Source organism: Nostoc cycadae WK-1 (assembly GCF_002897135.1).
Classification (GTDB): domain Bacteria; phylum Cyanobacteriota; class Cyanobacteriia; order Cyanobacteriales; family Nostocaceae; genus Nostoc_B.
Window position 1 is genome coordinate 37,875 of record NZ_DF978430.1, and the last position, 24,946, is coordinate 62,820.

General features: G+C 37.7%; 8 protein-coding genes and 2 pseudogenes. 2 read left to right on the forward strand and 8 right to left on the reverse strand.

Going from position 1 to position 24,946, the window contains the following annotated elements; genetic code table 11:
* The first annotated feature begins 59 nt into the window (after positions 1 to 59).
* Together NCWK1_RS15455 and NCWK1_RS15460 are read left to right on the forward strand one after the other, a co-directional pair.
* Positions 60 to 560: a helix-turn-helix domain-containing protein gene (locus tag NCWK1_RS15455; protein ID WP_103125321.1), complete on the forward strand. Its 501-nt coding sequence runs from the start codon at positions 60 to 62 to the stop codon at positions 558 to 560.
* A gap of 47 nt (positions 561 to 607) precedes the next feature.
* Positions 608 to 1,132: an IS630 family transposase gene (locus tag NCWK1_RS15460; protein WP_245894917.1), complete on the forward strand. Its 525-nt coding sequence runs from the start codon at positions 608 to 610 to the stop codon at positions 1,130 to 1,132.
* Between the two features lie 8 nt (positions 1,133 to 1,140).
* Here NCWK1_RS15460 and NCWK1_RS15465 read toward each other — a convergent pair.
* The 8 genes and pseudogenes from NCWK1_RS15465 to NCWK1_RS15500 form a co-directional block, all read right to left on the reverse strand.
* Positions 1,141 to 2,361 (reverse strand): annotated as a pseudogene (locus NCWK1_RS15465) (type I polyketide synthase); the annotation flags it as partial.
* Positions 2,362 to 2,400: 39 nt separating this feature from the next.
* Positions 2,401 to 7,608, reverse strand: coding sequence for a non-ribosomal peptide synthetase (locus NCWK1_RS15470; RefSeq protein ID WP_103125323.1), 5,208 nt, complete (start codon positions 7,606 to 7,608; stop codon positions 2,401 to 2,403).
* 299 nt (positions 7,609 to 7,907) lie between these two features.
* Positions 7,908 to 10,640: pseudogene (locus tag NCWK1_RS15475) on the reverse strand (type I polyketide synthase); the annotation flags it as partial.
* 10 nt (positions 10,641 to 10,650) lie between these two features.
* The gene (locus tag NCWK1_RS15480) at positions 10,651 to 13,854 is read right to left on the reverse strand and encodes a non-ribosomal peptide synthetase (protein ID WP_103125447.1); all 3,204 of its coding nucleotides are present in this window, start codon (positions 13,852 to 13,854) and stop codon (positions 10,651 to 10,653) included.
* Positions 13,855 to 13,878: 24 nt separating this feature from the next.
* Positions 13,879 to 14,922 carry a TauD/TfdA family dioxygenase gene (locus tag NCWK1_RS15485; RefSeq protein ID WP_103125324.1) on the reverse strand — a complete coding sequence of 348 codons (1,044 nt, stop codon included), beginning with the start codon at positions 14,920 to 14,922 and terminating at the stop codon, positions 13,879 to 13,881.
* Positions 14,923 to 15,049: 127 nt separating this feature from the next.
* On the reverse strand, positions 15,050 to 15,799 hold the full coding sequence (locus tag NCWK1_RS15490) for a class I SAM-dependent DNA methyltransferase (protein ID WP_103125325.1): 750 nt from the start codon (positions 15,797 to 15,799) through the stop codon (positions 15,050 to 15,052).
* Positions 15,800 to 15,848: 49 nt separating this feature from the next.
* Positions 15,849 to 23,639 (reverse strand): amino acid adenylation domain-containing protein, encoded by a 7,791-nt coding sequence (locus NCWK1_RS15495; RefSeq protein ID WP_103125326.1) that lies wholly within the window; start codon positions 23,637 to 23,639, stop codon positions 15,849 to 15,851.
* A 270-nt stretch (positions 23,640 to 23,909) separates the two neighbouring features.
* Positions 23,910 to 24,944 carry a TauD/TfdA family dioxygenase gene (locus tag NCWK1_RS15500; RefSeq protein ID WP_103125327.1) on the reverse strand — a complete coding sequence of 345 codons (1,035 nt, stop codon included), beginning with the start codon at positions 24,942 to 24,944 and terminating at the stop codon, positions 23,910 to 23,912.
* Between the last annotated feature and the right edge of the window lie 2 nt (positions 24,945 to 24,946).

Consider the following 24,946-nt stretch of genomic DNA (forward strand, 5'->3'; position numbering starts at 1 on the left):
ATACCATTTCACTAAAAAAATGATAAAGGTAATTAGGGAAGAAATATGAGCAGAAGTGTATGGCAGGAGTCACCAAAGTAAAAATAAAAGAGTCAGCCGAGGAATTACATGATCTGCTGAGAAAACAAAAAACAGCATTAGGGAAAGAACGAATAAGCGCGTTGTATTTACTGAAGATAGGGCATGTAAAGACAATACAAGATTTGGCAGTGGTGTTGGGAAGAGGGAGTGCGACGGTACAAAGGTGGTTAAAGGCTTATACAGAGTCGGGAATTACCAGTCTAGTATCAAGAAAGAAGGGATCAGGGCGACCACCAATTATTAACACGGAAGTAAGAGAGCAACTTTTAAAAGAACTGGATGACCCCCAGGGATTCAAAAGTTATGAAGAAATCCGAACATGGTTAAAAGCGGTGGAGGGGGTAGAAGCTTCATATAAAGTAGTACACGATACGGTGCGTTATCAAATGAAAGCGAAGCTAAAAGTGCCGCGTGCAGTAGGTATAAAACACCAGGAAGAAGCGGAAGAAGAATTTAAAAAAAACTTCCCCAATACTTAGAAGTAATTAAAAAACACGTCATACCAGAAAAAGACAAAAACAGAAGCATCAGATATTGGTGTGAGGACGAAAGCCGTGTGGGGTTGAAAACTGAAGCTGGCAGATTAATTACAATAAAAGGTACCAAGCCTGTTGGTATCATCCAATGGAAACGAGAGAATTTTTATTTATATGGATTGGTAGAACCATTAACTGGAGAATACTTTATCTGGGAATTTTCTCATTTAAATGCAGCTTGTTTTCAGGTTTTCTTAGAAAAGTTCTCTGCTACTTATGCCCAAGATATACATATCATTCAGTTAGATAATGGTGCTTTTCATTTTAGTCAGCATCTTCAGATACCAGAGAATATAATTTTATTGTTTCAACCTCCACATACACCACAAGTTAATCCCATCGAGCGATTATGGGAGGAAGTTAAAAGACATTTGGCGTGGGAAAGCTTTGGAACGTTAGATGAATTGAGGTATTTTATCTGGAAGCGTTTAGAGAAATTAAACACATCAATCGTTGCTTCTATTACAGGTTGGGATTTTATTCTTGATGCTTTATTTGCATCAGATTTTTCGTGAATTGGTATTAGCTGAGTATTTACATAAAAAGGACTATTGGCAAAATCAATTTGGGGATTTGGTGCTTGATAATGGAGGCTAGGCGGGATTTTTTGATGCTGGAGTGCCAAAACCGTCTTGATTAAACCTGCTATCCCAGCCGCCGCATCCAAATGTCCAGTATTAGTTTTTAAAGAACCAATAGCACAAAAGCCGCTTTTCTCAGTACTGGCGCGAAAAGCTTCAGTTAAAGCCGCAATTTCGATAGGATCTCCTAAAGATGTGCCTGTACCGTGGGCTTCAATATAGGTGATAGTTTCTGGTGGAACTTCAGCCACAACTTGAGCCGTTCTGATAACCTTGGCTTGAGACTCTATCCGAGGTGCAGTGTAGCTGACTTTTTGTGAACCATCGTTATTGGTAGCAGAACCTTTAATGACTGCATAGATGGTATCTTGATCTGCGATCGCATCTTCTAATCTCTTTAACACTACAATGCCCACACCTTCACCCCCAACAGTTCCCTGTGCATTGGCATCAAAAGCGCGGCAATGTCCATCCGGCGAACCGATACCCCCTTCTTTATAAAAATATCCCTGTTTTCGCAATGCACTAATAGAAACACCACCCGCTAAAGCCATGTCACATTCTCCGTTCAAGAGACTTTGACAAGCTAAGTGAACAGCAACTAGCGAAGTTGAACAAGCCGTTTGAACTGTATAACTAGGCCCTTGTAAATTAAATTTGTAAGAAACACGAGTACTTAAAAAATCCTTATCCCCACCAATTGCTATTTGGTGAGCATCAACAGAATTACGAATATTTTCATTTATATATATATTAAATAGGTAGCTACTTAAACTACTACCTGCATGAACACCAATAGATCCAGGATAATTTTCACAGTTATAACCAGCATTTTCTAAAGCTGACCAAGCACATTCTAAAAACAATCGATGTTGTGGATCTGTAATTTCTGCTTCTTTAGGAGTAAACCCAAAAAATGGTGCATCAAATAATTCTGCGTCTGCTAATACACCTCTAGCTTTCACATATTTCGGATTATCAACGATAGTTGGCTCCACGCCTGAACTTATTAGTTCCTCATCTGTAAAAAAAGTAATTGACTCTACACCCGCTTGTAAATTCTCCCAGAATTCTGCAATATTTTTCGCCCCAGGAAACCGCCCTGATAAACCAATAATTGCTATTTCTGACCCATTTTGCTGAAATGTTGCTGAATCATCCATTTTTCTATAATTCCTCTGCGTCTCTGTGGTTCGTTTTTCTTAAATACTTCTAGCTGACTTCATTTTTTGCAACCGTTTTTTCTGCTGTTCCTTTGCAGAAGTAATTTTTTCAACCTGATTATCTTCCTTCTGAACCAATACAGGTTGATTTTTTAACTTACTCAAATAATCGGCTAAATAACTGATAGTTGGATATCTAAATAAGTCCAGCATTGATAAATCAATTGGAAATATTTTTCGCAATTCACTATGCACCTTAATCATCAGCAGTGAATGACCACCAATTTCAAAAAAATTATCGTGAATACCGATATTTTCTAGATTCAAAGCTTTTTGCCAAATCTTAGCAATAGTTTGTTCTACCTCAGTTTGCGGTATTACATAATTCGCTGCTAATTCTGGACGCAATTTATCCGGTTTAGGTAATACAAGCCTGTCTATTTTGCCGTTGGGTGTAATTGGTAAACTTTTTAGAACAACAAAAGCAGAAGGAATCATGTATTCTGGCAGTTGTTCGTGTAAAAAGCTTCGTAGTTGATTAGCTGTTAGTTGTGGCTGTAACTGAGAAGCAACATATCCTACTAAACGTTTATCACCTTGTTCGTCCTCCCAAACTTTTACTACTGCTTCACTCACATCAGGATGTTGGTTTAATTGCGCTTCAATTTCGCCTAATTCAATCCGAAAACCGCGAATTTTAACTTGCTCATCAACTCGCCCTAAAATTTCAATTTCGCCATTAGCTAAATAACGAGCTAAATCACCTGTTTTATAAAGGCGTGTTCCTGGTGCATTACTAAAAGGATTGGGAATAAATTTTTCTGCTGTTAATTGAGGTTGGTTAAGATATCCTCTCGCTACACCCATCCCACCTATATAAATTTCCCCAGGTACCCCAATAGGAGCAGGTTGAAAACAAGCATCTAATATATAAACTTGGACATTATCTATTGCTTTACCAACTGGCACCTCTTTGAATGCCACATTGAATTTATCTAAATTCGATAAATTGCTAATAGTTGTCCCAATTGTTGCTTCTGTAGGGCCGTAAGAATTAATTAATTGTATTTTATTTTTTACCCGTTCTAGCCAAGTTACTAATCGCTGTGGCAATGCTTTTTCACCACCAATGATGACTAAACGTAACAATTCAGGCAGTGGTAAATTATCCTCAAGTTCAGCAATTATTTGATGCCAAAAAGCTGTAGGTAAAGCTAATACAGTTATTTTTAAGTGGCGACACTGCTCTAAAAATGCTGGAATTGAACTCAACATTACATCATTTCTCAGCACCAATGTAGCACCAACAACCAAACTAGTAAATATTTCTTCTGCTGCTACATCAAAACAAATTGAGGCAAATTGTAGGATAACATCACTTGAATTTAAAGCATACTTAACAATCGCCGTTTCTGTATAATTTACTAAAGAATGATGTTGTATCATCACGCCTTTGGGCTTACCTGTAGAACCTGAAGTGTAAATCACATAAGCTAAGTTAGTGGTTGTTACTTTTATCTCCAGATTTGCTTGGCTTTCTTGAGCAATTAATGGCCAATCTACATCTAAATAAATAGTTTGCTGTTGGTTGTGCGGTAGCCACTCTTGCAATCGTTGTTGAGTTAACACTAAAGATACTTTGGCATCTTCTAGCATAAAACTCAGACGTTCTTGGGGATATGCCGGGTCAAGTGGTAGATATGCAGCACCCGCTTTTAAAATGCCTAAAATCCCCACAATCATGTCTAAAGAGCGCTCGACACAAATCCCTACTAAAACCTCTGGTTTTACACCTTGTTTTTTAAGGTAATGTGCTAGTTGATTAGCTTTGTGATTAAGTTCTTGGTAAGTTAAATATTGATGATCAAATGAGACTGCGATCGCATCAGGTGTTTTCTTGGCTTGAGCTTCAAACAACTTATGAATACATTGATTTTGACGATAATTAGCTTGGGTGTTATTCCATTCTACTAGTAATTGTTGCCTGTCGATATTGGTGAGCAATAACAATTCTGTAATTCGTTGTTGAGGATGAGCAACAAGACTTTCTAATAAAGTAATATAATGCTTGCCCCAGCGCTGGATTGTTTGAGAACTAAATAAGTCTGTGTTATATTCCAGTTCTAGCAAAAGTTCTATATTGCTCTGAATAATATTCAAATCAATATCGAACTTAGCAGTAGTATTATAGTTCTTAACTACTTCTAATTCACAATCTAAAGCAGCAAAATCAAATTGTGATTTATCTAAATTAAACCCAACTGTAAATAAAGGATTTCGGCTTTCATCTCGCACCAAATTTAAACTCTTGACTAAATTGATAAAAGGATAAAATTGATGCTCATAAGCTGCTAATAATTGCTCTTTTACATAACCCAGATAATCTATAAAAGCTGGCGATTTATCCACTTGGCTGCGTATTGGTAATATATTTACACAGTGACCCACCAAGCAATTATTATTAACTAACGATTGCCCTGCTGAAGCAATACCCACAACAATATCATTTTGATTACTTAGCCGCTGTAATAAAACCATATATCCAGCGAGAAGTGTAGTGAACAAAGTACATTGATACTCATCACTCAGACTTTTGATTTTTTGATATAAATTAGTATTAATCGTAAAAGTTTCTATCGCCCCATTATGCGTATTTACTGCTGGTCTAATCTTGTCACTTGGTAAAGTTAACACTGGAACTGAACCAGAAAATTGCTGTAGCCAATAAGCCTTAGCTTTTGCCATTTCTGGAGTTGATTGCTGGAGTATTTGCCATTGAACATACTCGCTATATTGCATTGGCTGGGGAAGTTCACAAGTAATATTTTGAGATTCGGCTGCATAAATTACTGCTAACTCTCGTAGTACGATCGCCATTGACCAACCATCAGCCACAATATGATGAACCGTGAAAACTAAAAGATGATGGTTTGACTCTAACTTGATAATATGAAACCGCAATAAAGGAGCTTTTGCTAAATCAAAGTTTTCTTGAGCTTCTTGTTTTAAAAATTTTGCTAACTCTGCTTGGCAATGTTGTTTATCTAAAGTTGAAAAATCTATGTAAGGAATATCTATTGTTAGTTTAGGATGAATTAATTGATAATTGCCTTCAGAACTGAAAGTAGTGCGTAAGGCTTCATGACGATTGATAACTGTTTGAATTGCCTGATATACTGCTTCTAATTTAAATGAGCCACGCAAATGAATAGACATTGATTGGTTATAAGCACGGGAAGCATTATCTCCGATTTGTGCCATAAACCAAAGTTCTTTCTGTACTTCTGTTAGGGGAAGAGTAACTATTCCCTGGCTCGGCGGTAATTCATCACCTTGATTATTAATTACAGGCGGATCTACTGGTAAAAAATCACCTGCTTGCAATTCTAATATGCTATCTTGAATAGCTCTAATTAAAGTTTCAATATCTTCATCAGTATGAGCAGTAGATATATAAAAACTCCGCCCTTCCCATATATAAATACCTTTTTCTATCAGATGATAGAATAATAAATTCATCCAAACTAAATTGGGCGGATAAACAAACCGGAATAGTGAGCCACAATTAACAACCTTAATTGGTAACTGCTTTTGTTGAAAGTAACTATTGAGGGTCTCGGCAATTTTTGCGGTTTTACTGGCTAATTCTGCTTGTAGTTTTTCACCACTATTTTTGATATGGTTAAGTACAGCCCAAGCAACAGCCATGACCAAAGGATTTTTGAAAAAAGTTCCAGCAAAGATGGTTGTTTCTTGTTGTGGGGAAGAAGCATCACCGTAATTCCAAAAACCGCCATCAAGTGCATCCATAAAAGTAGCTTTACCTGCGATTACCCCAATTGGTAAACCAGAGCCAAGGGCTTTACCGTAAGTTGTAATATCTGCTTGAATATTCCACATTGCTTGAATGCCACCTGGGTGCATCCGAAAGCCTGTGATGACTTCATCAAAAATTAAGACGATGCCTGCTTCTTCGCTCAGTTGTCTCAATTTATATAAAAACTCTTTGGGTTGGAAATCTGGGCGACGACTTTGTATAGGCTCAACTAAAACGGCAGCTAATTCATGAGCATGGGCTTTGAGAGTTTCTAAAGATTCAAGGCTTCCATAGTTGAGTACGATAACGTTTTCGATAAAGTGTTGGGGAATTCCTGGTGCGGCTGGTAAAGAACGGAGGGTTGTTTCTGCTATGGGGACTCCTGCCACTAAAACTTCATCTAATGTGCCATGATAAGAACCGTTAAATACAGCAATTTTGGCGCGTCTTGTAGTTGCTCTGGCGATGCGAATAGCTCCCATAACGGCATCTGTACCAGAGTTACAAAAGGTGACTCGTTCTTGATTAGTCAGTTCACAAAATAATTTAGCAACTTTACTTGTCAAATGTGATTGTGGGCCATTTTGCATACCTTGCTGAATATGCTGTTGAATCGCTTCTACAACAAAATCGGGAGAATGACCAAATAACAGTGAGCCAAAGCCCATTGACACATCAATGTATTCATTACCATCAACATCCCAAATTTTCGCACCAGCAGCACGTTGAGCATGAATGGGATACAGCATCTCTTTGAGAGCTAGACGAAACCCGGTAATTGATCTGGGATTTGCGTGGAAAGAACGAGCTTCTTGGGTGAGGCGTTTCGATTCTGAAGTGCGTTGAACAAATCTGGTGATTAAGGCATTTAAATGTTGCTGCTGACGAGGGTTTAAAGTTGTTTTTTCTATCTGTTGGGAATTTATGGATATTTGCGGTTGAGGGATGTTGGCAGAAACTTGATTTACAGGGGAAATTTTCTTGAGTGCAGGGCTGTTACGCAGCAAGTCTAATTGTTGAGCCATGAGCTTTAGTTGCTCTGACATAAGCCGGGTAATTCCCTGATTTCCGCTATTATTTAATAACAGTTTAGCTGAACTTTTACTTGTAGGCAGTTCTGGTATTACTCGTGGTTTTTCCTGTTCAAAAGATGGCGGTAATTGTTGCGCTATATGTACAGCCAAGTCATGCAGTGTGGAAAATTCTTCTAGTAATTGGCGAAAAGGAATTTTTACACCTAATTTTTCTTGTAATAAGCGACTAAATTGAATTAATACCAGGGATTCAAATCCCAGTTCTAAAAGATTGGTATGAATATCTATTTTGGCACTAGTGATGCCAAAGTTTGCACCTAATATCTCTTTAATTTTTAATAAAACGATATCAATTTGTGAGCTATTTAATAAAGAGTTTACTTCTTGATTAGGCATAATATTTTAGGGCTGTTTACGAACCACGGAGGCACAGACAAGCCAGTGCGTTGGGCAGGCTACCCGACTTGTCGCAACTGGCGCGACTCAGAGTTACAAGGGTGTAGTCAAAATTGTGGCGATTAGAAATATTATTCTTTGAGTAATTGCAATAGTTCTAACTGTTGAGACATAATTTCTATTTGCTGAGATATTAGTTTTTCCAGTGATTTATCTAATAATTCTGGTTCTTGTGGAGATACTGGGATATTTGTAGGGTTATACTCTAATTTTTGACAAAGCGTTTCTTGGTTAAGTGATTTACTTGGTTCAATCCAATACCTTTGTCTTTCAAAAGGATAGGTCGGCAAGGGGATACGATGACATTGTTGATGAGCATAAAATTTTGACCAATTTATAGGCACTCCAGCTAACCAAAGTTGACCTAATGTATTAAGAAAGAAGGAGATATCCGAAGCTTGAATTTTAGGATGGCGCAAGGAAGAAACTACAAGCTGTTTAGTAATTTGATTTGAATGCTGTTGAGCTAAACTACTTAATGTCCGTCCAGGGCCAACCTCTAATAAAATTTGATTTGGATGTTGTAGTAATACAGTAATTCCTTCACTAAATCGTACTGTTCGCCGTAAATGCTGCACCCAGTATTTTGAATCTGTGGCTTCATTTTTAGTTAGCCAATTGCCAGTCAAGTTAGATAATATTGGAATTTTTGGGGAATTTAGATTAATTTGACCAATTTTTTCTTGAAATGGCTCCAAAATCGAGTCCATCATCTGAGAATGAAAAGCATGAGAAGTGTGTAGAGGGCGAGACTCTATACCTTGCTCAGTTAATTTACTTTGTAAGTCATGAATTGCCTGAGTTGTCCCCGAAACTACACAGTTATTTGGGCTATTAATAGCAGCTAGGCAAATATTTTCATTCAACCAAGGCTGAAGTTCTGCTGCTGATAGTGGCACTGCAAGCATAGCTCCGGCTGGCTGTTGTTGCATCAGTCGCCCTCTAATAGCAACTAGTATTAAGGCATCTTCTAAGGAAAATACACCCGCAATACAAGCAGCTACATATTCTCCAATACTATGACCAATCATTGCGGAAGGTCGCACTCCCCACGCTATCCACAATTGAGCTAAGGCGTACTCAACTATAAATAATGCTGGTTGAGTAAGAGAAGTTTGTTGTAATTGTTGATTTGCTATTTCTTGATATTCATCATTTGGATAAAGTAAATTACGTAAATCTAGACCTAAATGAGGTTGGAGAAACTCGGCACAATAATCAATTTGTTCTTTAAAAATTAACTCTGTTTTATAAAGTTCCCGCCCCATATTTACATACTGGGAACCTTGACCGGGAAACATAAAAATTACAGAGTGATTATTTAATTCTTGGCAGTGGTTAAAATCTAGTTGTTGTTCTTTAATGGTTAAAGCTTTGACTGCATCTTGAATATCTTGGGCAACTATAAATCGCCGATATGCAAACGCCTGACGACCAATACTTAAGGTATAAGCAACATCAGCCAAGTTAATTTTTAAGTTTTGTTGACAATAATTAGCTAAATTGCTCGTAGCAGTTTCTAAGGCTGTACTAGTTTTAGCAGACAGTACCAAAACTTGATATCGTCTTCTTTGCTCCTCTACTCCTTGGTCACGGAGCGTTTGCGTAGCGTCTTGCAGAGAAAGCGAAGTGCTGCTCCCCTGCTTCATAACGGGAGCTTCTTCTAAAATGATATGAGCATTTGTTCCTCCAATACCAAAGGAACTCACCCCAGCGCGTCGAGGAGTGCCATTAGTTTCCCATGCAGATAATTGAGTATTTACATAGAAAGGACTGTTGGCAAAATCAATTTGCGGATTAGGTTTTGCAAAATGCAAACTGGGTGGTATTTGTTTGTGTTTGAGCGCTAAAACTGTCTTGATTAAACCTGCAACACCAGCGGCGGCATCTAAATGTCCAATATTTGTTTTGAGTGAACCAATAGCACAGAAATTCTTTTTCTGAGTGCTGGCGCGGAAACATTTGGTTAATGCAGCAATTTCTATTGGGTCGCCAAGATTGGTGCCTGTGCCATGAGTTTCTATATAACTGATAGTTTCGGGGTGGACTCCTGATATAGAAAGAGCTTCAGCAATGACTTTTGCTTGCCCATTTACACTTGGTGCAGTGTAACCAACTTTGAAAGAACCATCGTTATTAATAGCTGAACTTTTAATAACAGCATGAATATAATCGCCATCTGCGATCGCATTCTTTAATAGCTTTAATACTACAATACCTACACCGTTACCAGTCAGCGTTCCTTGGGCGTTGGCATCAAAAGCACGGCAATGGCCATCGGGGGAAAGAATACTTCCTTCCTGATAGAGATAGCCAGCTTTGTGTGGCATGTTGATTAATACTCCACCAGCCAGAGCAATATCGCTTTCGCCATTAAGTAAGCTTTGACAAGCAAAATGAACTGCAACTAATGAAGTAGAACAGGCAGTTTGCACATTTACACTTGGGCCTTTCAAATTTAATTTGTAAGAAACAAGTGTTGGTAAAAAATCTCCTCTATTACCAATTAAAGTGCGGAATTTTCCTACTGATGCTTCTAAAAGTTCACGGTTGGGATAAAGATGAAATAAAAAGTACGTGTCCATTCCCACACCTGCGTAAACTCCTATTTGTCCTGGGTAGGTTTTAGAGTCGTAGCCAGCATTTTCTAAAGCAGTCCACGCATGTTCTAGGAAAAAGCGGTGTTGCGGATCTGTGATTTCTGCTTCCTTGGGAGTAAATTCAAAAAATTCAGCGTCAAATAAATCTACATCTTCTAATATTGCTTTGGCTTTAACATAATTAGGTTGATTAATATCATTCTTATCTACTCCAGAAGAGATTAATTCTTCTTCTGTAAAAAAAGAAACTGATTCAACACCATTTTGTAAATTTTGCCAAAATTCATCCAGGTTTTTGGCTCCAGGAAAGCACCCTGACATACCAATAATGGCGATTTCATCTAGTCCAGTAAATGTATTAGAGTTATTCATATCCATACTGCTACTGGATTGTTGCTCGATGTTGTTGTCTGAGTTGTCTTTGTTGCAGATTTGATTCTCTGCGGGTTTCAACGGAGTCGGAGTTAAGTTCTAAATTAGGTTGTTTTGGGTGCTGACTTAAATGGTTTGCCAAGGTGCTGATTGTGGGACATTCAAATAATTCAACCATTGAAATATCTCTGTTTAAAGCTGTACGCAGTTTGGTATGAATTTGTACCATTAGTAAGGAGTGACCGCCGAGGTCGAAGAAATTATGATGGATGCCTACTTTTTCAACTTTTAGTACTTCTTGCCAGATATTGGTAATCATTTGCTCTAGTTCAGACTGCGGAGCAACAAATGTTTCTTCAAGTTGAATTTGTACCTGTTGAGGTAATGCTTTATAGTCAACTTTGCCATTAGGTAATACGGGCAAAGACTTCAACATTAAAAAGGTAGAAGGCACCATATATTCCGGCAAATTTTTCATCAAAAAGCTGCGAAATTCGCTACTAGAAGGAAATGTTTTTTGATGAGGAATGATATAGGCAATGAGACGAAAATTTTCCTCGGTGGCGATAACTACAACTTCTCGCACTAAAGGATGTTGCTTTAAAGCTGCTTCAATTTCTCCGATTTCAATACGATAGCCGCGAATTTTTACTTGTCTATCAATTCGTCCTAAAAATTCAATGTTACTATCTGCACGGTATTGAGCTAAATCTCCAGTTTTATATAAGCGTGCATTTGGCTCTTGAATAAAGGGGTTATTAATGAATTTTTGGGTGGTTAATTCTGGCTGGTTGAGATAACCTAAGCTAATACCATCACCACCTAGATAAATTTCTCCAGGAACACCAATAGGGACAGGATGAAGGTTAGCATCTAAAATATAAATCTGAGTATTAGCAATAGGCTTACCGATGGGAATTTTTGTTAATTCCTGAGACTGACAAAGATAAACACTGCTCCATACAGTTGCTTCTGTGGGGCCGTATTCGTTATATAAAGAAGCTTGGGTAAGATATTTTTGGTGGAGTTTGACTAACTCATTGGGGCATATTTCACCAGCCACAATAATAGCTTGTAGTGAAGCTAATTGTTCTGGGATTGCTTGTTGTAAAATCAGTGCATAAAGGGAAGGAAGACTTAAAAGATGAGAAATCTGATTTTCGCAAATTAACTTAACTAGTTTTGGTATTTCTAGCTGTAAACCTTCTTTTGGTAATACTAAAGTTCCGCCACTGCAAAGTGTCCAAAAAATCCCGGCGACTGAACTATCAAAGGCGAAGGATGAAAGTAATAAAAAGCGGCTGACAGGTTTTTGATAATAATTAATTCGAGCAGTTGTAGAATGAACAAGATTGCGATGAGTAATTTGTACGCCTTTGGGTTGACCTGTAGAACCAGACGTATAAATTATATAAGCTAAGTTGTGAGGCGTAATTGGTAGTGTGAGATTTTCTTGATTTTGGCTTGTAATTATTTCCCAGTCAGTATCTAAACAGATAACCTGTGCTTGGTGTGTGGGTAGTTTTTCTAGTAATGCTTGTTGAGTTAATAAAACGGAGGTTTGGGAATTTTCTAAAATCCAGGCTAATCTTTCTTGGGGATAAGTTGGATCTAACGGTAGGTATGCACCGCCCGCTTTGAGAATTCCAAGAATCCCCACAATCATATCTAGATTACGTTGGAAACATATCCCAATTAAAGTTCCTGGGATTACGCCAATCTTTTGGAGGTAATTTGCTAGTTGATTAGCTTGATTATTTAGTTGGCTGTAGCTTAATTGTTGCTGGTCAAACTCTACAGCAATATTATTTGGTTGCTGCTGGGCTTGGTATTCAATTAACTGGTGAATACATTTATCTTTAGGATAATCAGTTTGATTTTGATTAAATTCAACTATTAGTTGGTGCTTGGCGCGATCGCTTAAAATTTCCAACTCACTAATTACCGCTTCTGGATGCTTTACTACACTTGATAATAATGTAGAAAATTGTTCTACTAAACGTTGTATATCTTCTACATCAAACAAATGAGAATCATAATGAAATTTCGTCAATAAATCATCATACTTATCTACGCAAGCAAGCTTGATTTTAAATCGTTCTATACAACTAGAAGAATTTTGAATTGTAAAAGATATGTTATTTTCGGTATGTTTTAGATATTTATCTGTAAAATCAAAACATACAGGGTAATAAGCTAATTTATTGGTGATTAATTCCCAAGAAAAACACTCTTGCCATTTATAAATATCTTGTTCTGTTTCGTTGATTTGCTGTAATATTTCTGTAAATTTGGCTTTTTCTGTCAAATGACAAGTAAGTGGTAAGGATTTAGCAAATAACCCCATAGCTTCTGCTAATTCCGGGAAATTTCTACCTTCAAAAACTTTACCAATTAGCAAATTTTGTTGTTGAGTTAAACGCCAGAGTAAAACTGACCAACAAGCCAGGAAAAATCTAGAAATAGAAGTATTATATTTTTGGGCGATCGCAGCAATATGAGCTTTTAAATTATGATTAATGTTTAAGGTCAAAAACTCAGGTTTAAACTCTTTTGATTCAGCAACATATTTCTCAAAGGGTAACTGGAAATTGAGAATATCTGATAAATCTTGCTTGCGCCAATATTCTCTGCCAATTTCTGCACCTGCTGATTTAATGAATTCATGCTGCCATTCGGAGAAATCTGCATATTGTAATGGTTCTGTCCAGATATGCTTACTATTCGCATATAAACGACTGAGTTCATCAACTAAATTTCTGAGAGTCTTTGCATCTCCATAAACAGCAGGTAAACCTAGAAACAATATATGTTTTGTTAGTGATAAGTTAGCTAAGGATACCTGTAAAGGTGAATTTTTTTCAAAGTCAAAGTTTTGTTGAGTAAATTCCTGAAAAATTTCGGCAATTTTAGCCGCTTGTACTTGAGAATTATCACCATCTAGATGATATTGCTTATTTAAGCTGACGTTAGCATTAGAAATAACTTGTACTGGAATCATCATTCCTGGTACATATTTAAATGTTGTCCGCAAAATTTCATGACGATTCACAATAGTTTGTAAAGTTGCAACTAATTTAGTGGTTTCAATGTTGCCCTCTATGAGAACACTACATTTCACAAAATAAGCTGAACTTGGAGTTACTTGCTGTAATAACCATAAATGCTCTTGTTGAGGCGAAAGTTGAAAACCCTCAATTACTTCTGTACTCATATTCATAAATTCCATTTTTATAATCTAAAGTTCTTTGATATTTAGTGCTTCTGCCATTCCTACTAACACTTGTCGTGTCCCTACAAAAGGTTCGCGTCCATGCACTGCTAACATATTGTCTAACATCAAAATGTCCCCTTTCTGCCAAGGGAAACTAACCATTGCTTGCTGATAAACTTCCCGCAGATATGTTAAAACTGAAGACTCAATTGGCGAACCATCACCGTAATATGTATTAGTTGGCAAGTCTTCTTCTTTAAAACCAGCTAGTAATGCCTCGCGGGTATTTTTTTCTAATGTGGAAACGTGAAAAAAAGTTGCATGATTGAACCAAACAAGTTCACCTGTGTGGGGATGTTTAACAATAGCTGGGCCAATTTGACGTGTTCTTAAGCGATCGCCATCTTTCCATTCAACTTTTATATCATGAATGTGACAATATTCTTCTACTTTTGCTTTTTCATTCGTCTGAAATACGGTTTGCCAAGGTAAGCCAAAACCATCGCCAAAATTCCGCACGTACATAACTTTTTTTTCGATGAAACGCTCTCGAATTTTGGGTTCTATCCGCGCAAAAATTTCTCGACAACTACCAACTGGTGTTTCACCTCCCTGCTGTGCTGGGGTCACACAAAAGAAGAATATCTTCAACGGAAAGGTAGGAGAATAAGCATGTTCATTATGGGGAAATATACTTTGATCTGCTGGATAATCAGTTGACGTATAGATTCGATCACTCACTTGAGTCCGCGGTGAAGCTCGATAGCGATATTCCATAGCTTCAAAGCAAATTGCTTTAATTACTTGCTCAAATTCTGCTATGGCATCAATGTTAAAACCCCGAAAAAGAATCGCTCCATGTTTCAACAACTGGGCGTTAATAAAATCCCGATTAGTCGATGCCCAAACTGCTAAATCTAACTTTCTTACAGAAGATTTTATCACTAAAGGAAAGTTTTTATCTTGATTGAAATATTCTGTCTCGATTAAATCTTGTGCAGATATTTTTAGCGATTTACGCTTAAATACTGGCAGTGCATTAACTGAAGTTTTTTGTAATTCTTCCATATTAAAATAGAAATGTTTGAATTTGTTAGTTCAAATATAAAGAAGTCAGGACTTAGAAAGCAGAGTGTAGGAAGTTATGAGTATCAATTAAAACTTTACGACTCTAAATTCAGAAAGGAAAAAATATTTAGCTTTTGCGACAAACAAAACAGCCAACATGACCTGATGATTCTATGCCAAAATCATTTTTGATATCGTAAAAAACAATATCTGTAAAACCTACCTTTGCTAAAGTAGATTTAACATCTGTTACAGAATAAAGCTTCCAGTTAAAAGTCATGTTGAAACGTTGCCATTGACCATCGATTAATTCAAATCTTGTAGTGCGATCGCAACCTATTTTTGTCTCTACATCGTAGTCAAACTGGTTAATCCAGGCATTGTTTTCTTTAGCTTCGCCTTGAATCTTAGTAGTCTGCCAATCTTCTATACACAGTTCTTCTACATACAAGTCGAATATGAATATACCATTTTCTCGCAATGCTTGATATACGTTTTGAAAAACACTTTGTAATTCTTCCAGAGTATTTATCAGGTTAAGGCCGACATCTGTAGAAATGACTGCATGAAAAATAGATGTAAATTGAAAAAATCTGGCATCTTCTAAGATAAATTCTGCATGAGGTGCATTTTTTCTGGCATAGCGTAGCATTTCTTCTGAGCTATCAATACCTGTAACTTGATAGCCTTTTTGTAGAAGTCTTTGGGCGATTTGTCCTGTACCACAACAAATATCTAGAATACGCGCTGGCTTTGGAAGATGTTGTAAAACTAATTGTTCTAATTGCTCTACTACAATATCATGCCTCTGTTTATTTTGGTCATCATACATAGAAGCTAAACTATCATATTCTGCATAGCGATTTTTAGTAGTCATGATTAACTTTCCTATTTGTTTCTCAAGAAAAACATTGTTGTTTTTGTACTTACTTAGACCTACGTTTAATGTTTATTAAATTTCGTTGCAGACTCTGTTGATACTCTTGCTCTTGCACAACACGCTGTTGTTTGTTTGCTTCGATAAGCATAGTCTTTAGCTCCAGCAATTTAACATCAGGCTGTGACACAATGCGACTCATAAGTATTTCCAGATTTTGTAATATTTGAGATGCTGTCGTTGCTTTAAATAAATCTGTGCTGTATTTTAAATCAGCAACTAATCCTTGCTCTGTATCTGTAAGGATTAAAAGTAAGTCAAACTCAGCAATTTCTTTATCAATATCTAATAGATTGAGCCTTAACCCTGGCAATTCTAAAACCGGCATAGGTGCATTTTGGAGAATACATTTCACTTGAAACAAAGGTGAACGGCTAAAATCGCGTTCTGGATTTAATACTTCTACTAATTTGTCGAAAGGTAAATCTTGATGTGTGTAAGCTGATAAAGTGCGATCGCGCACTCTATCCAACAATTCCCGAAAACTGGGATTTCCTGTCATATCAGTCCGCAATACTAATTGATTGACAAAAAATCCAATTAATCCTTCTATTTCCGTTTGGTTGCGGTTGGCAACATCAGTCCCAACGACAATATCATTCTGATTTGTGTAGCAATGTAGTAGAGATTGGAATCCAGCTAACACAGTCATAAACAGCGTTACTTCATTCTCGCTACTCAATTGTTTGATAGCTTGAGACAGGTGTTGATTGAATATCAGGGTTTGTTTTGCACCTCGAAAGGTGCGCTGCGATGGACGAGGAAAATCCGTAGGTAATTCTAAAATTGGTAGGTTTTGTAATTGCTGCTGCCAATAATCAAGTTGGGTTTGTAATACTTCACCCTGGAACCACTCTCTTTGCCAGATAGCGAAGTCTGCATACTGAATCTGTAATTCTGGTAATGAAGAGGTTTCCCCTGTACAAAAGGCGGTATAGAGAGTGGCTAACTCTTTGATCAATACACCCATTGACCACCCATCCGCAACAATATGATGGATGGTTAGTAAGGCAATATGTTCATTTTCATCTAGGTGTAAAAGAGTACACCGCAGCAAAGGCGATTGAGTTAAATCAAAGGTGCGGTGTGATTCAATAATTGCTAGTCTTTCCACCTCAGCAGCACGTTCTGCTACTGGTACATGACATAAGTCTATAACAGGTAACTGCACATTTAAAGTAGGTGCGATCGCCTGATATACTTGTCCATCTACTAGCGAAAAAGTAGTCCGCAATACTTCATGACGAGCAATAATTTCATTCAGGCTTTGTTCTAAGGCTGTGATGTTTAAATCACCAGACAGCTTTACCGCAGCAGAAATATTGTATGTGCTATTACCTGGATATAATTGTTCTAATAACCATAATCTAGTTTGGGCAAAAGACAAAGGTAAATTTGCTTCTCTCGTTATCCGTGGAATAACAACAGTATTCAGTCCTAATTTTGCTGTTGTTTGTTGAATCGTTGTGGCGAGTTCAGCCACCGTCGGCGATGCAAATAAAGCACGTAGAGGTAAATCTATTCTTAATATTTTCCGTAGGCGAGAAATGATTTGAGTCGCTAATAATGAATGTCCGCCTAACTCAAAGAAATTGTTGTTAATACCTACTTGTGCAACACCCAGAACTTGCTGCCAAATTTCGGCGATCGCGGCTTCAATTGTATTGCGTGGTGCCACAAAAACTGCTGCTAAATTAGTTCTAGTAGTTTCCGGAGCAGGTAAGGCTCTGCGGTCTATTTTACCATTAGGTGTGAGGGGTAATTTTGCCAAAGTTACAAAAGCAGCAGGCAGCATATAATTAGGTAATTTCTCTGCTAAGAATTGGCGAAGTTCTGTTATTATCAATGTCTCATCTGGCTGAGGAACTACATAAGCAATTAATCGCTGATTACCTGGTTCATCTTCTCGAACTACAACTACACTAGCTTGCACATCTGGATGTTGATTTAAAGCTGCTTCAATTTCGCCTAATTCAATGCGGAAGCCACGCAATTTAACTTGATTGTCAATTCGTCCTAAAAATTCAATTGTGCCGTTTGCTCGATAACGCACCAAGTCTCCAGTTTTGTATAACCTAGCAGCAGAATCTAGGTTAAACGGATTGGATATAAACTTTTGGGCTGTCAGTTCTGGCTGATGTAAATAACCACGAGCTAAACCTGCTCCACCAATATGTAATTCCCCAGTTACACCAATAGGTACTAATTGATTGTATGCGTCTAGGATATAAAATTGGGTGTTAGTGATTGGATGTGCGATCGCCACACTATCTTTTACTAGGGATGCAGCAGACCAAATCGTAGTTTCTGTAGGGCCATACAAATTCCAGACTTCTTTACCTCGTTGTTGTAATTGTTGGGCGAGGGTGTAATCAAGAGCTTCACCACCACACAAAATTTTCAATTGCTTGTTTCCACGCCATCCAGCAGCCAGCAACATCCGCCAAGTGGCTGGAGTGGCTTGCATCACTGTCGCACCAGTAGCCGTTAATTGTTCTGATAATTGAATTCCATCAGAGGCTATTTGACGACTAATAATAACTGTTTGAGCGCCAACAATTAAGGGCAGAAATATTTCTAAACCAGCAATATCAAAAGATAATGTGGTGACAGATAGTAAGATATCTTGTGGCGTTAATCCAGGCTTTTGCCGCATTGCAGTTAAGAAATTGACAACAGCACTATGAGCAATTTGCACACCTTTTGGTTTACCAGTCGAACCGGAAGTATAAATTATATATGCTAAGTTTTCAGGAGTAAGTTTGTGAGTTAGATTGCTAGTATTTTGTTGAGCAATTTTTTCCCATTCCTCATCTAAACAAACTACCTGAGCTTGGTGAGGTGGTAAATTTTCTAATAATGACTTTTGAGTAATTAACACTGACAGTTGGGCATTTGCCAACATATAGCCTAAGCGTTCTTGGGGATAGGCTGGGTCTAAAGGTATGTATGCGCCGCCAGCTTTGAGTATCCCCAACAACCCAACAATCATTTCTAAAGAACGTTCTACACAAATCCCTACTAATACTTCTGCATCTACTCCCAAGTTTCGTAAATAATGGGCTAATTGATTGGCTCTTTGATTAAGTTCCTGATATGTTAACTGCTCATTCTCAAATACCACTGCCACCGCATCAGGGGTTTGTTCTACCTGTGCTTCAAATAGTTGATGAATACAAACAGATGGATAATCAGTTTGAGTATTATTTTGTGCGGCTAACAATTGCTGAGTTTCTGATGGTGTGAGGATGGGCAAACTCACTAAATCCTGTTCAGGATTACTTACCACCCCATCTAATAATGTCTGAAAATTACCCAAAATTCTAATGATAGTTTCAGCGTCAAATAAATCACTATTATATTCAAATACTCCCATCAAACCCTGATGAGTTTCTGTTAAAAATAGAGTTAAATCAAATCGAGATGCTTCTGTATCTACTTCCTCTATGTTAATACTTAAACCAGGCAGTTTAAGTTCGGTCATTGGGGCATTCTGGAGGGCAAACATTACCTGAAACAGTGGTGTATAGCTTAAATTGCGGTTTGGTTGTAATTCTTCTACCAACTGTTCAAAGGGCAAATCTTGATGAGAATATGCGCCTAAAGTAACTTCTCTCACTCGTTTAAGTAAGTCCCGAAAACTCAGATTACCTGCCACATTAGCCCGCAATACTATGGTATTGACAAAACAGCCAATTAGCTCTTCTATTTCCTTGCGGTTGCGGTTAGCAATGGGTGAACCAACGAGAATATCTTCTTGTCCAGTGTATCGATAAAGTAATGTCTGAAATGCTGCTAAAAGAGTCATAAATAATGTGACTCCTTCCTGCTGGCTCAAAGTTTTCAGTGCAGCAGTTAAGGTAGGAGAAATCGTGAAAAATTGTTTTCTTCCAGCAAAAGTTTGAATAGCAGACCTTGGTCTGTCGGTTGGCAGTTCTAATACTGGTAGACTACCACTTAATTGCTGTTTCCAGTAGTTCATTTGTTGCTGAAAAATTTCGCCCTGCAACCATTGACGCTGCCAAATAGCAAAATCTCCATACTGAATAGGTAATTCTGAAAGTTGAGAAGATTTGTTGTTATAAAATGATTCATAAAGTGCGGCAAGTTCGCGGACAATTACACCTGCTGACCAGCCATCAGCAATAATATGATGAATAGTAAATATTAATACATATTCTTGTGCAGCTAATTGTATAAGCAAGGTTTTCAATAGTGGGGCTGTAGTTAAATCAAAGCTGGTTTGTGCTTCTTGTTTAAGCAGTTTTTTAACTTCTATTTCTCGCGCCTCAGCAGATAAATCTTGAAGGTTGATTATGGGAATTTTTATACTGCAATCATAATTAATTACCTGGACTGGTTGTTCATCTACACAAGTAAAACTGGTTCGCAGTACTTCATGACGACTGATAATTTCGTTCAAACTTTGTTCTAAGGCTGTGATATTCAGCGCCCCTTGCAATTTTAAGGCGCGAGACAGGTTATAAGTACTACTTCCTGGGTCTAATTGTGCCAAAAACCACAACCTGATTTGGGCAAAAGCAAGTGGGAATACACCGTCTCGCACAACTGGTTGAATAGGTGGTAATTGTAGTTGTCCTCCGGCTTTTCGGGCTATCTCGATATGTTCTGCCAGTGTAGTGACTGTGGGATATTCAAACAAACTCCGCAAAGGTAAATCTATTTGAAAGGCTGTGCGTAATTGGGAAACAACTTGAGTAGCTAATAGAGAATGACCACCCAACTCAAAGAAGTTTTCATCAATATTTACTTGTCCAATACTCAAAATTTGCGCCCAAATTCCGGCTATCACTTCTTCTACGGGAGTAAGAGGCGTTTTTTGTGCGTTTGTTTGCAGTTGTATTTGTTCTAGTGTTGGTAATGCTTGACGGTTAATTTTCCCATTAGGTGTTAAGGGTAATGCTTCCAACATCACAAAGTGAGCAGGCAACATATAATCAGGTAATCTTTCTTTTAAAAAGCTGCGACAATTACTAAAGTTAGAATTCTGGAGATTCTGATCGTTAGATACTAAATAAGCAACTAATCTTTTTTCTCCAGCATCTTCCCTAGCAATAACTACCGCTTCTCGCACCGATGGATGTTGACACAGCACAGCTTCTATTTCTGCTAATTCGATACGGAAACCGCGAATTTTTACTTGGTGGTCGCTACGACCAATAAATTCAACTGTTCCATCTGGTAAGTAACGGCCTAAGTCTCCGGTTTTGTATAGCCTTGTTCCCGGTTCTGTGCTGAAGGGGTTGGGAATAAATCTGTCGGCTGTCAAATCTGGGCGATGCAGATAACCTTGACCAATACCTAAGCCAGCAATATATAATTCACCAGCGACACCCATTGGTAGAGGTTGTAGGTATTGATCCAAAATATAGATTTGGGTGTTGGCAATGGGGCGACCAAGAGGGACGATTTTTATTGGTTCGTTTTGTGCGATCGCCGAAGGCGGGGCTTCGCCTATCGCAATTGGATTGACTGCAACTATACCACAGGTCTCTGTCTGACCAAACATATTGATCAAACTGGCATTGTGTTGGAACCCAAACCGCCATTGAGTGCAAATATCAGATAATAAAGGTTCACTAGCAGAGACAATTAAGCGTAAGTTGTTGTTTAAAAGCTTTGTTCTGACTTCTGGTTGTAAACTACTCAAAAGATGATTGCAGTTCCGCCAATAAGAAGGAACGATATCAATAACTGTCACCTGCTGTTGCTGAACTTCTGCCAACAACACCAAGGGGTCTTTCCGCTGTTCAGCAGTTGCAATCACGACAGTTGCCCCCTTTGTTAGAGGTACCATCAACTGTCTGACAGAAGATGAGAAAGCAATTGATGCGGTGTGTAAGTATCTATCTTCTCCTACAATACCCAGTGCTGTTTGCATCGCTTGGACATAGTGACACAAATTAGCATGAGTGACTCTAACTCCCTTGGGTTTGCCTGTTGAGCCAGAGGTGTAAATTAGATATGCTAAGTTAGCTGCAACGGCTGTCTGATGTAGATTTTCTTTTGATTCCTGGGCGATTACATCTCCGTCTATATCTAAGCAAAATACTGTGGCTGAATGTGCTGGTAACTCTTTAATCAAACACTCTTTAGTCAATAAGACTTTTGGTTGGGAGTTCTGCAACATATATGCCAAGCGTTCTTGGGGATATGTGGGGTCTAATGGTATGTATGCACCACCAGCTTTGAGAATCCCCAAAATACCCAAGACAAAATCTAAAGAACGTTCGACGCACAATCCTACTAATACCTCTGCACCCACACCCAATCTTTGCAAGTGATGAGCAATTTGATTAGCACGATGATTTAATTGCTCGTAAGTAAGCTGTTGTTCAGCAAAAACTAGAGCAACTTTATCAGGAGTTCTGGCTACTTGTGCTTCAAATAAGTGATGGATGCACTGATTGACAGGGTAAACTAGTTTAGTATTGTTAAGCTCAGATAGTATTTGTATTTCACTGTTGCTGAGAATTTTTAACTGATTTATTGCTGCTTTAGGTTCCGAAATTGCATTTTGAATTAATGTTTGTAACTGTTCTGCTAAACGTTGAATATCTGCCGCTGCAAAATAGTTAATATTATATGCAATTTCTACATCAATAAAATTATCTTGCCGAACACAAGCTAGTTTAAGTTGGTAGTTATCAATGCAAGCTGCTAAATTTTCAATAGTAAATGATATATCTCCAAAGTTATAGTTTTCTGTAATTTCGTCATACTCAAAACTAATTGGCAATAAAACCTGATTATTTGCCGCTACATCTTTTAAGATATTGACGCTAAAATATTCTTGATAGTTATAATTTTCGCTAATAGTTTGGCTAAGTTCATTTAAAAGCAATGCTAAAGTTAAATCTTCTTTTAATTCGCACTTTACAGGCAGATATTTTGATAATAAACCTAAACTAGATTCTAGCTCTTGATATTTCCGCCCATTGGTACCTACTCCTATAACTATATTATCTTGTCCTGTAAGCCGCCACAGCAAGATATTCCAGCAAGCTAATAAGAAATTAGCTAATACAGATTGATACTGTGTTTCTATTTGCGCTACTAGATCAGCATCTAGTCTAAAAGTATGAGCTTGGGGCTGAAATCCTAATTCTGAAACATTCTCTTTTTCTATAGGTAATTGCAAGGCTTGTATAGCAGAAAAATCTTGCTTATTCCAGTATTCTCTACCTGCTTCTGTGTCTGCTGCTGACAATAATTCATTCTGCCACATTGCCAAGTCAGCATACTGCATTATTTCTGCTTGAGTATCATATTTATCAGCATAAATATAGCTAATTTCTCTAATTAAACTTTTCAGCGTTTCCCTATCTGCTGATAATGCAGGTAAACTGATAAATAGAACATATTGATTAACAGCTAAAGTTACTAAGGCTAAATGTAAATGATTTCCAACTTCTAAAATCAAGTCTTGTTGACTAAATTGCTGAAATAATAATTGTAATTTTTCTTGCTGTACTTCACTTGTATATTTAGTCAAATCATAGTTGTTCTGCCAATTTAGTTTAGGTTCAGTAATTACTTGTACAGGAATTGTCATCCCTGGCAGACATTTATAATTAGTACGTAGAATTTCATGCCGATTTACAACTGTTTCTAGCGCATTTCTGAGTAATTGAATATCAAGATTTCCAGTAATGGAGACAGCAGCTTTCACCTGATATATCTGGCTATCAGTTTGTTGTAGTTGCCATAAATGCTTTTGTTGGGGTGAAAGTTGAAAACCCTGAATTTCTTGAAACATGGTTAATCTAGTTAGATAATTTGAAAGAAATTCTTGATTAATAGTCCTCTTGCATAAATATTTTTTCATGCAAAGGAGGCAACGCGTTACGGTGAGCAGTCCGTTGGGCGGGCAATGCCCGACTTGTACCCCTACGGGGAAGCAAGCTACGCGCAGCGTCTCCGATTAGGAGAAGGAACTGCAAACCCGAAGGGGGTTCCCCCTGTTGTAGCGACTGCCATCGCGCCAAGACGCGGAGAGTAAAGAAAGCGAAACTTATGTGTTTAGTAGTTAATCATCTGTACTATATGCTTCTGCCATACCGACAACTACTTTTCTGTTACCGAAAAATGGTTGTCTTCCGTGGGCGGTGAGCATATTATCTAGCATCAAAATATCTCCAGTCAACCAAGGAAAAACTACTGTTTCTTGTTGGTAAGCAGTACGAATTTCATGTAATACTTCTGGTTCAATTGGTGAACCATCTCCGTAATAAGTATTATGTGGTATATCTTCTTCCTTAAATTCTGCTAATAACGACTCACGGATGTTCGTTTCTAAGCTAGAGATATGGAAAAATAAGGCATGATTAAACCAAACAGACTCACCTGTGATTGGATGTTTAGCGATCGCAGGACGAATAGAGTAAGTTCTTAGTTTATTTTTTGCTTTCCATTCAAATTTTATATGATTTTGGTAACAAAATTCCGCAACTTTTTCTGGTTGATTTGTTTGAAACACAGTTTGCCAAGGTAAGCCAAATCCATCGCCAAAATTGCGCAGGTACATTACTTGTTTTTTAGCGAACTTTTCGAGAACTGTCGGAGAGATTCTTTGATAGATTTTGCGAATATCAGCGATGGGTGTTTCTCCTCCTTGTTGGGCTGGGGTCACACAATAAAAGAATATTTTTAAAGGCCAGTTAGCCGCATAAGAATTTTCGCTATGCAGCAAAATTTTTTGGTTAGCTGGGTGGTCTGTAGATGTGTAAATTTTACCTTGAATTGCACTGCGAGGTGAGGAGCGATCGCGATATTCTAATAACTCTCCTGCAACTACTCGAATAAACTGCTGAAATTCCGCTACTTCTGTTACTTGAAAGTTACGAAATAAAATACCCCCATACTGGAGTAAAGATTTTTTAATCAATTCTTGATTGTTAGCTGCCCAAGCAACTAAACTAACTCCTTCCACAGTTGCTTGGATGAGCAACGGTAAAGAATTTTTCTTTATTAATGGTGTGATTCTCACTACATCTGTGATAGCTTGCCGTTTGGCAACGCCTAAACTTTTCAGACTAGGTTTTACAGAATTAGAAATCATCATAA

Bases quoted from the DNA above. Each gene is read 5' to 3' on its own strand.
- NCWK1_RS15480 (WP_103125447.1), bottom strand. From the start codon at position 13,854: ATGAGTACAGAAGTAATTGAGGGTTTTCAACTTTCGCCTCAACAAGAG.
- NCWK1_RS15490 (WP_103125325.1), bottom strand. From the start codon at position 15,799: ATGACTACTAAAAATCGCTATGCAGAATATGATAGTTTAGCTTCTATG.
- NCWK1_RS15470 (WP_103125323.1), bottom strand. From the start codon at position 7,608: ATGCCTAATCAAGAAGTAAACTCTTTATTAAATAGCTCACAAATTGAT.
- NCWK1_RS15485 (WP_103125324.1), bottom strand. From the start codon at position 14,922: ATGGAAGAATTACAAAAAACTTCAGTTAATGCACTGCCAGTATTTAAG.
- NCWK1_RS15455 (WP_103125321.1), top strand. From the start codon at position 60: ATGGCAGGAGTCACCAAAGTAAAAATAAAAGAGTCAGCCGAGGAATTA.
- NCWK1_RS15495 (WP_103125326.1), bottom strand. From the start codon at position 23,639: ATGTTTCAAGAAATTCAGGGTTTTCAACTTTCACCCCAACAAAAGCAT.
- NCWK1_RS15500 (WP_103125327.1), bottom strand. From the start codon at position 24,944: ATGATGATTTCTAATTCTGTAAAACCTAGTCTGAAAAGTTTAGGCGTT.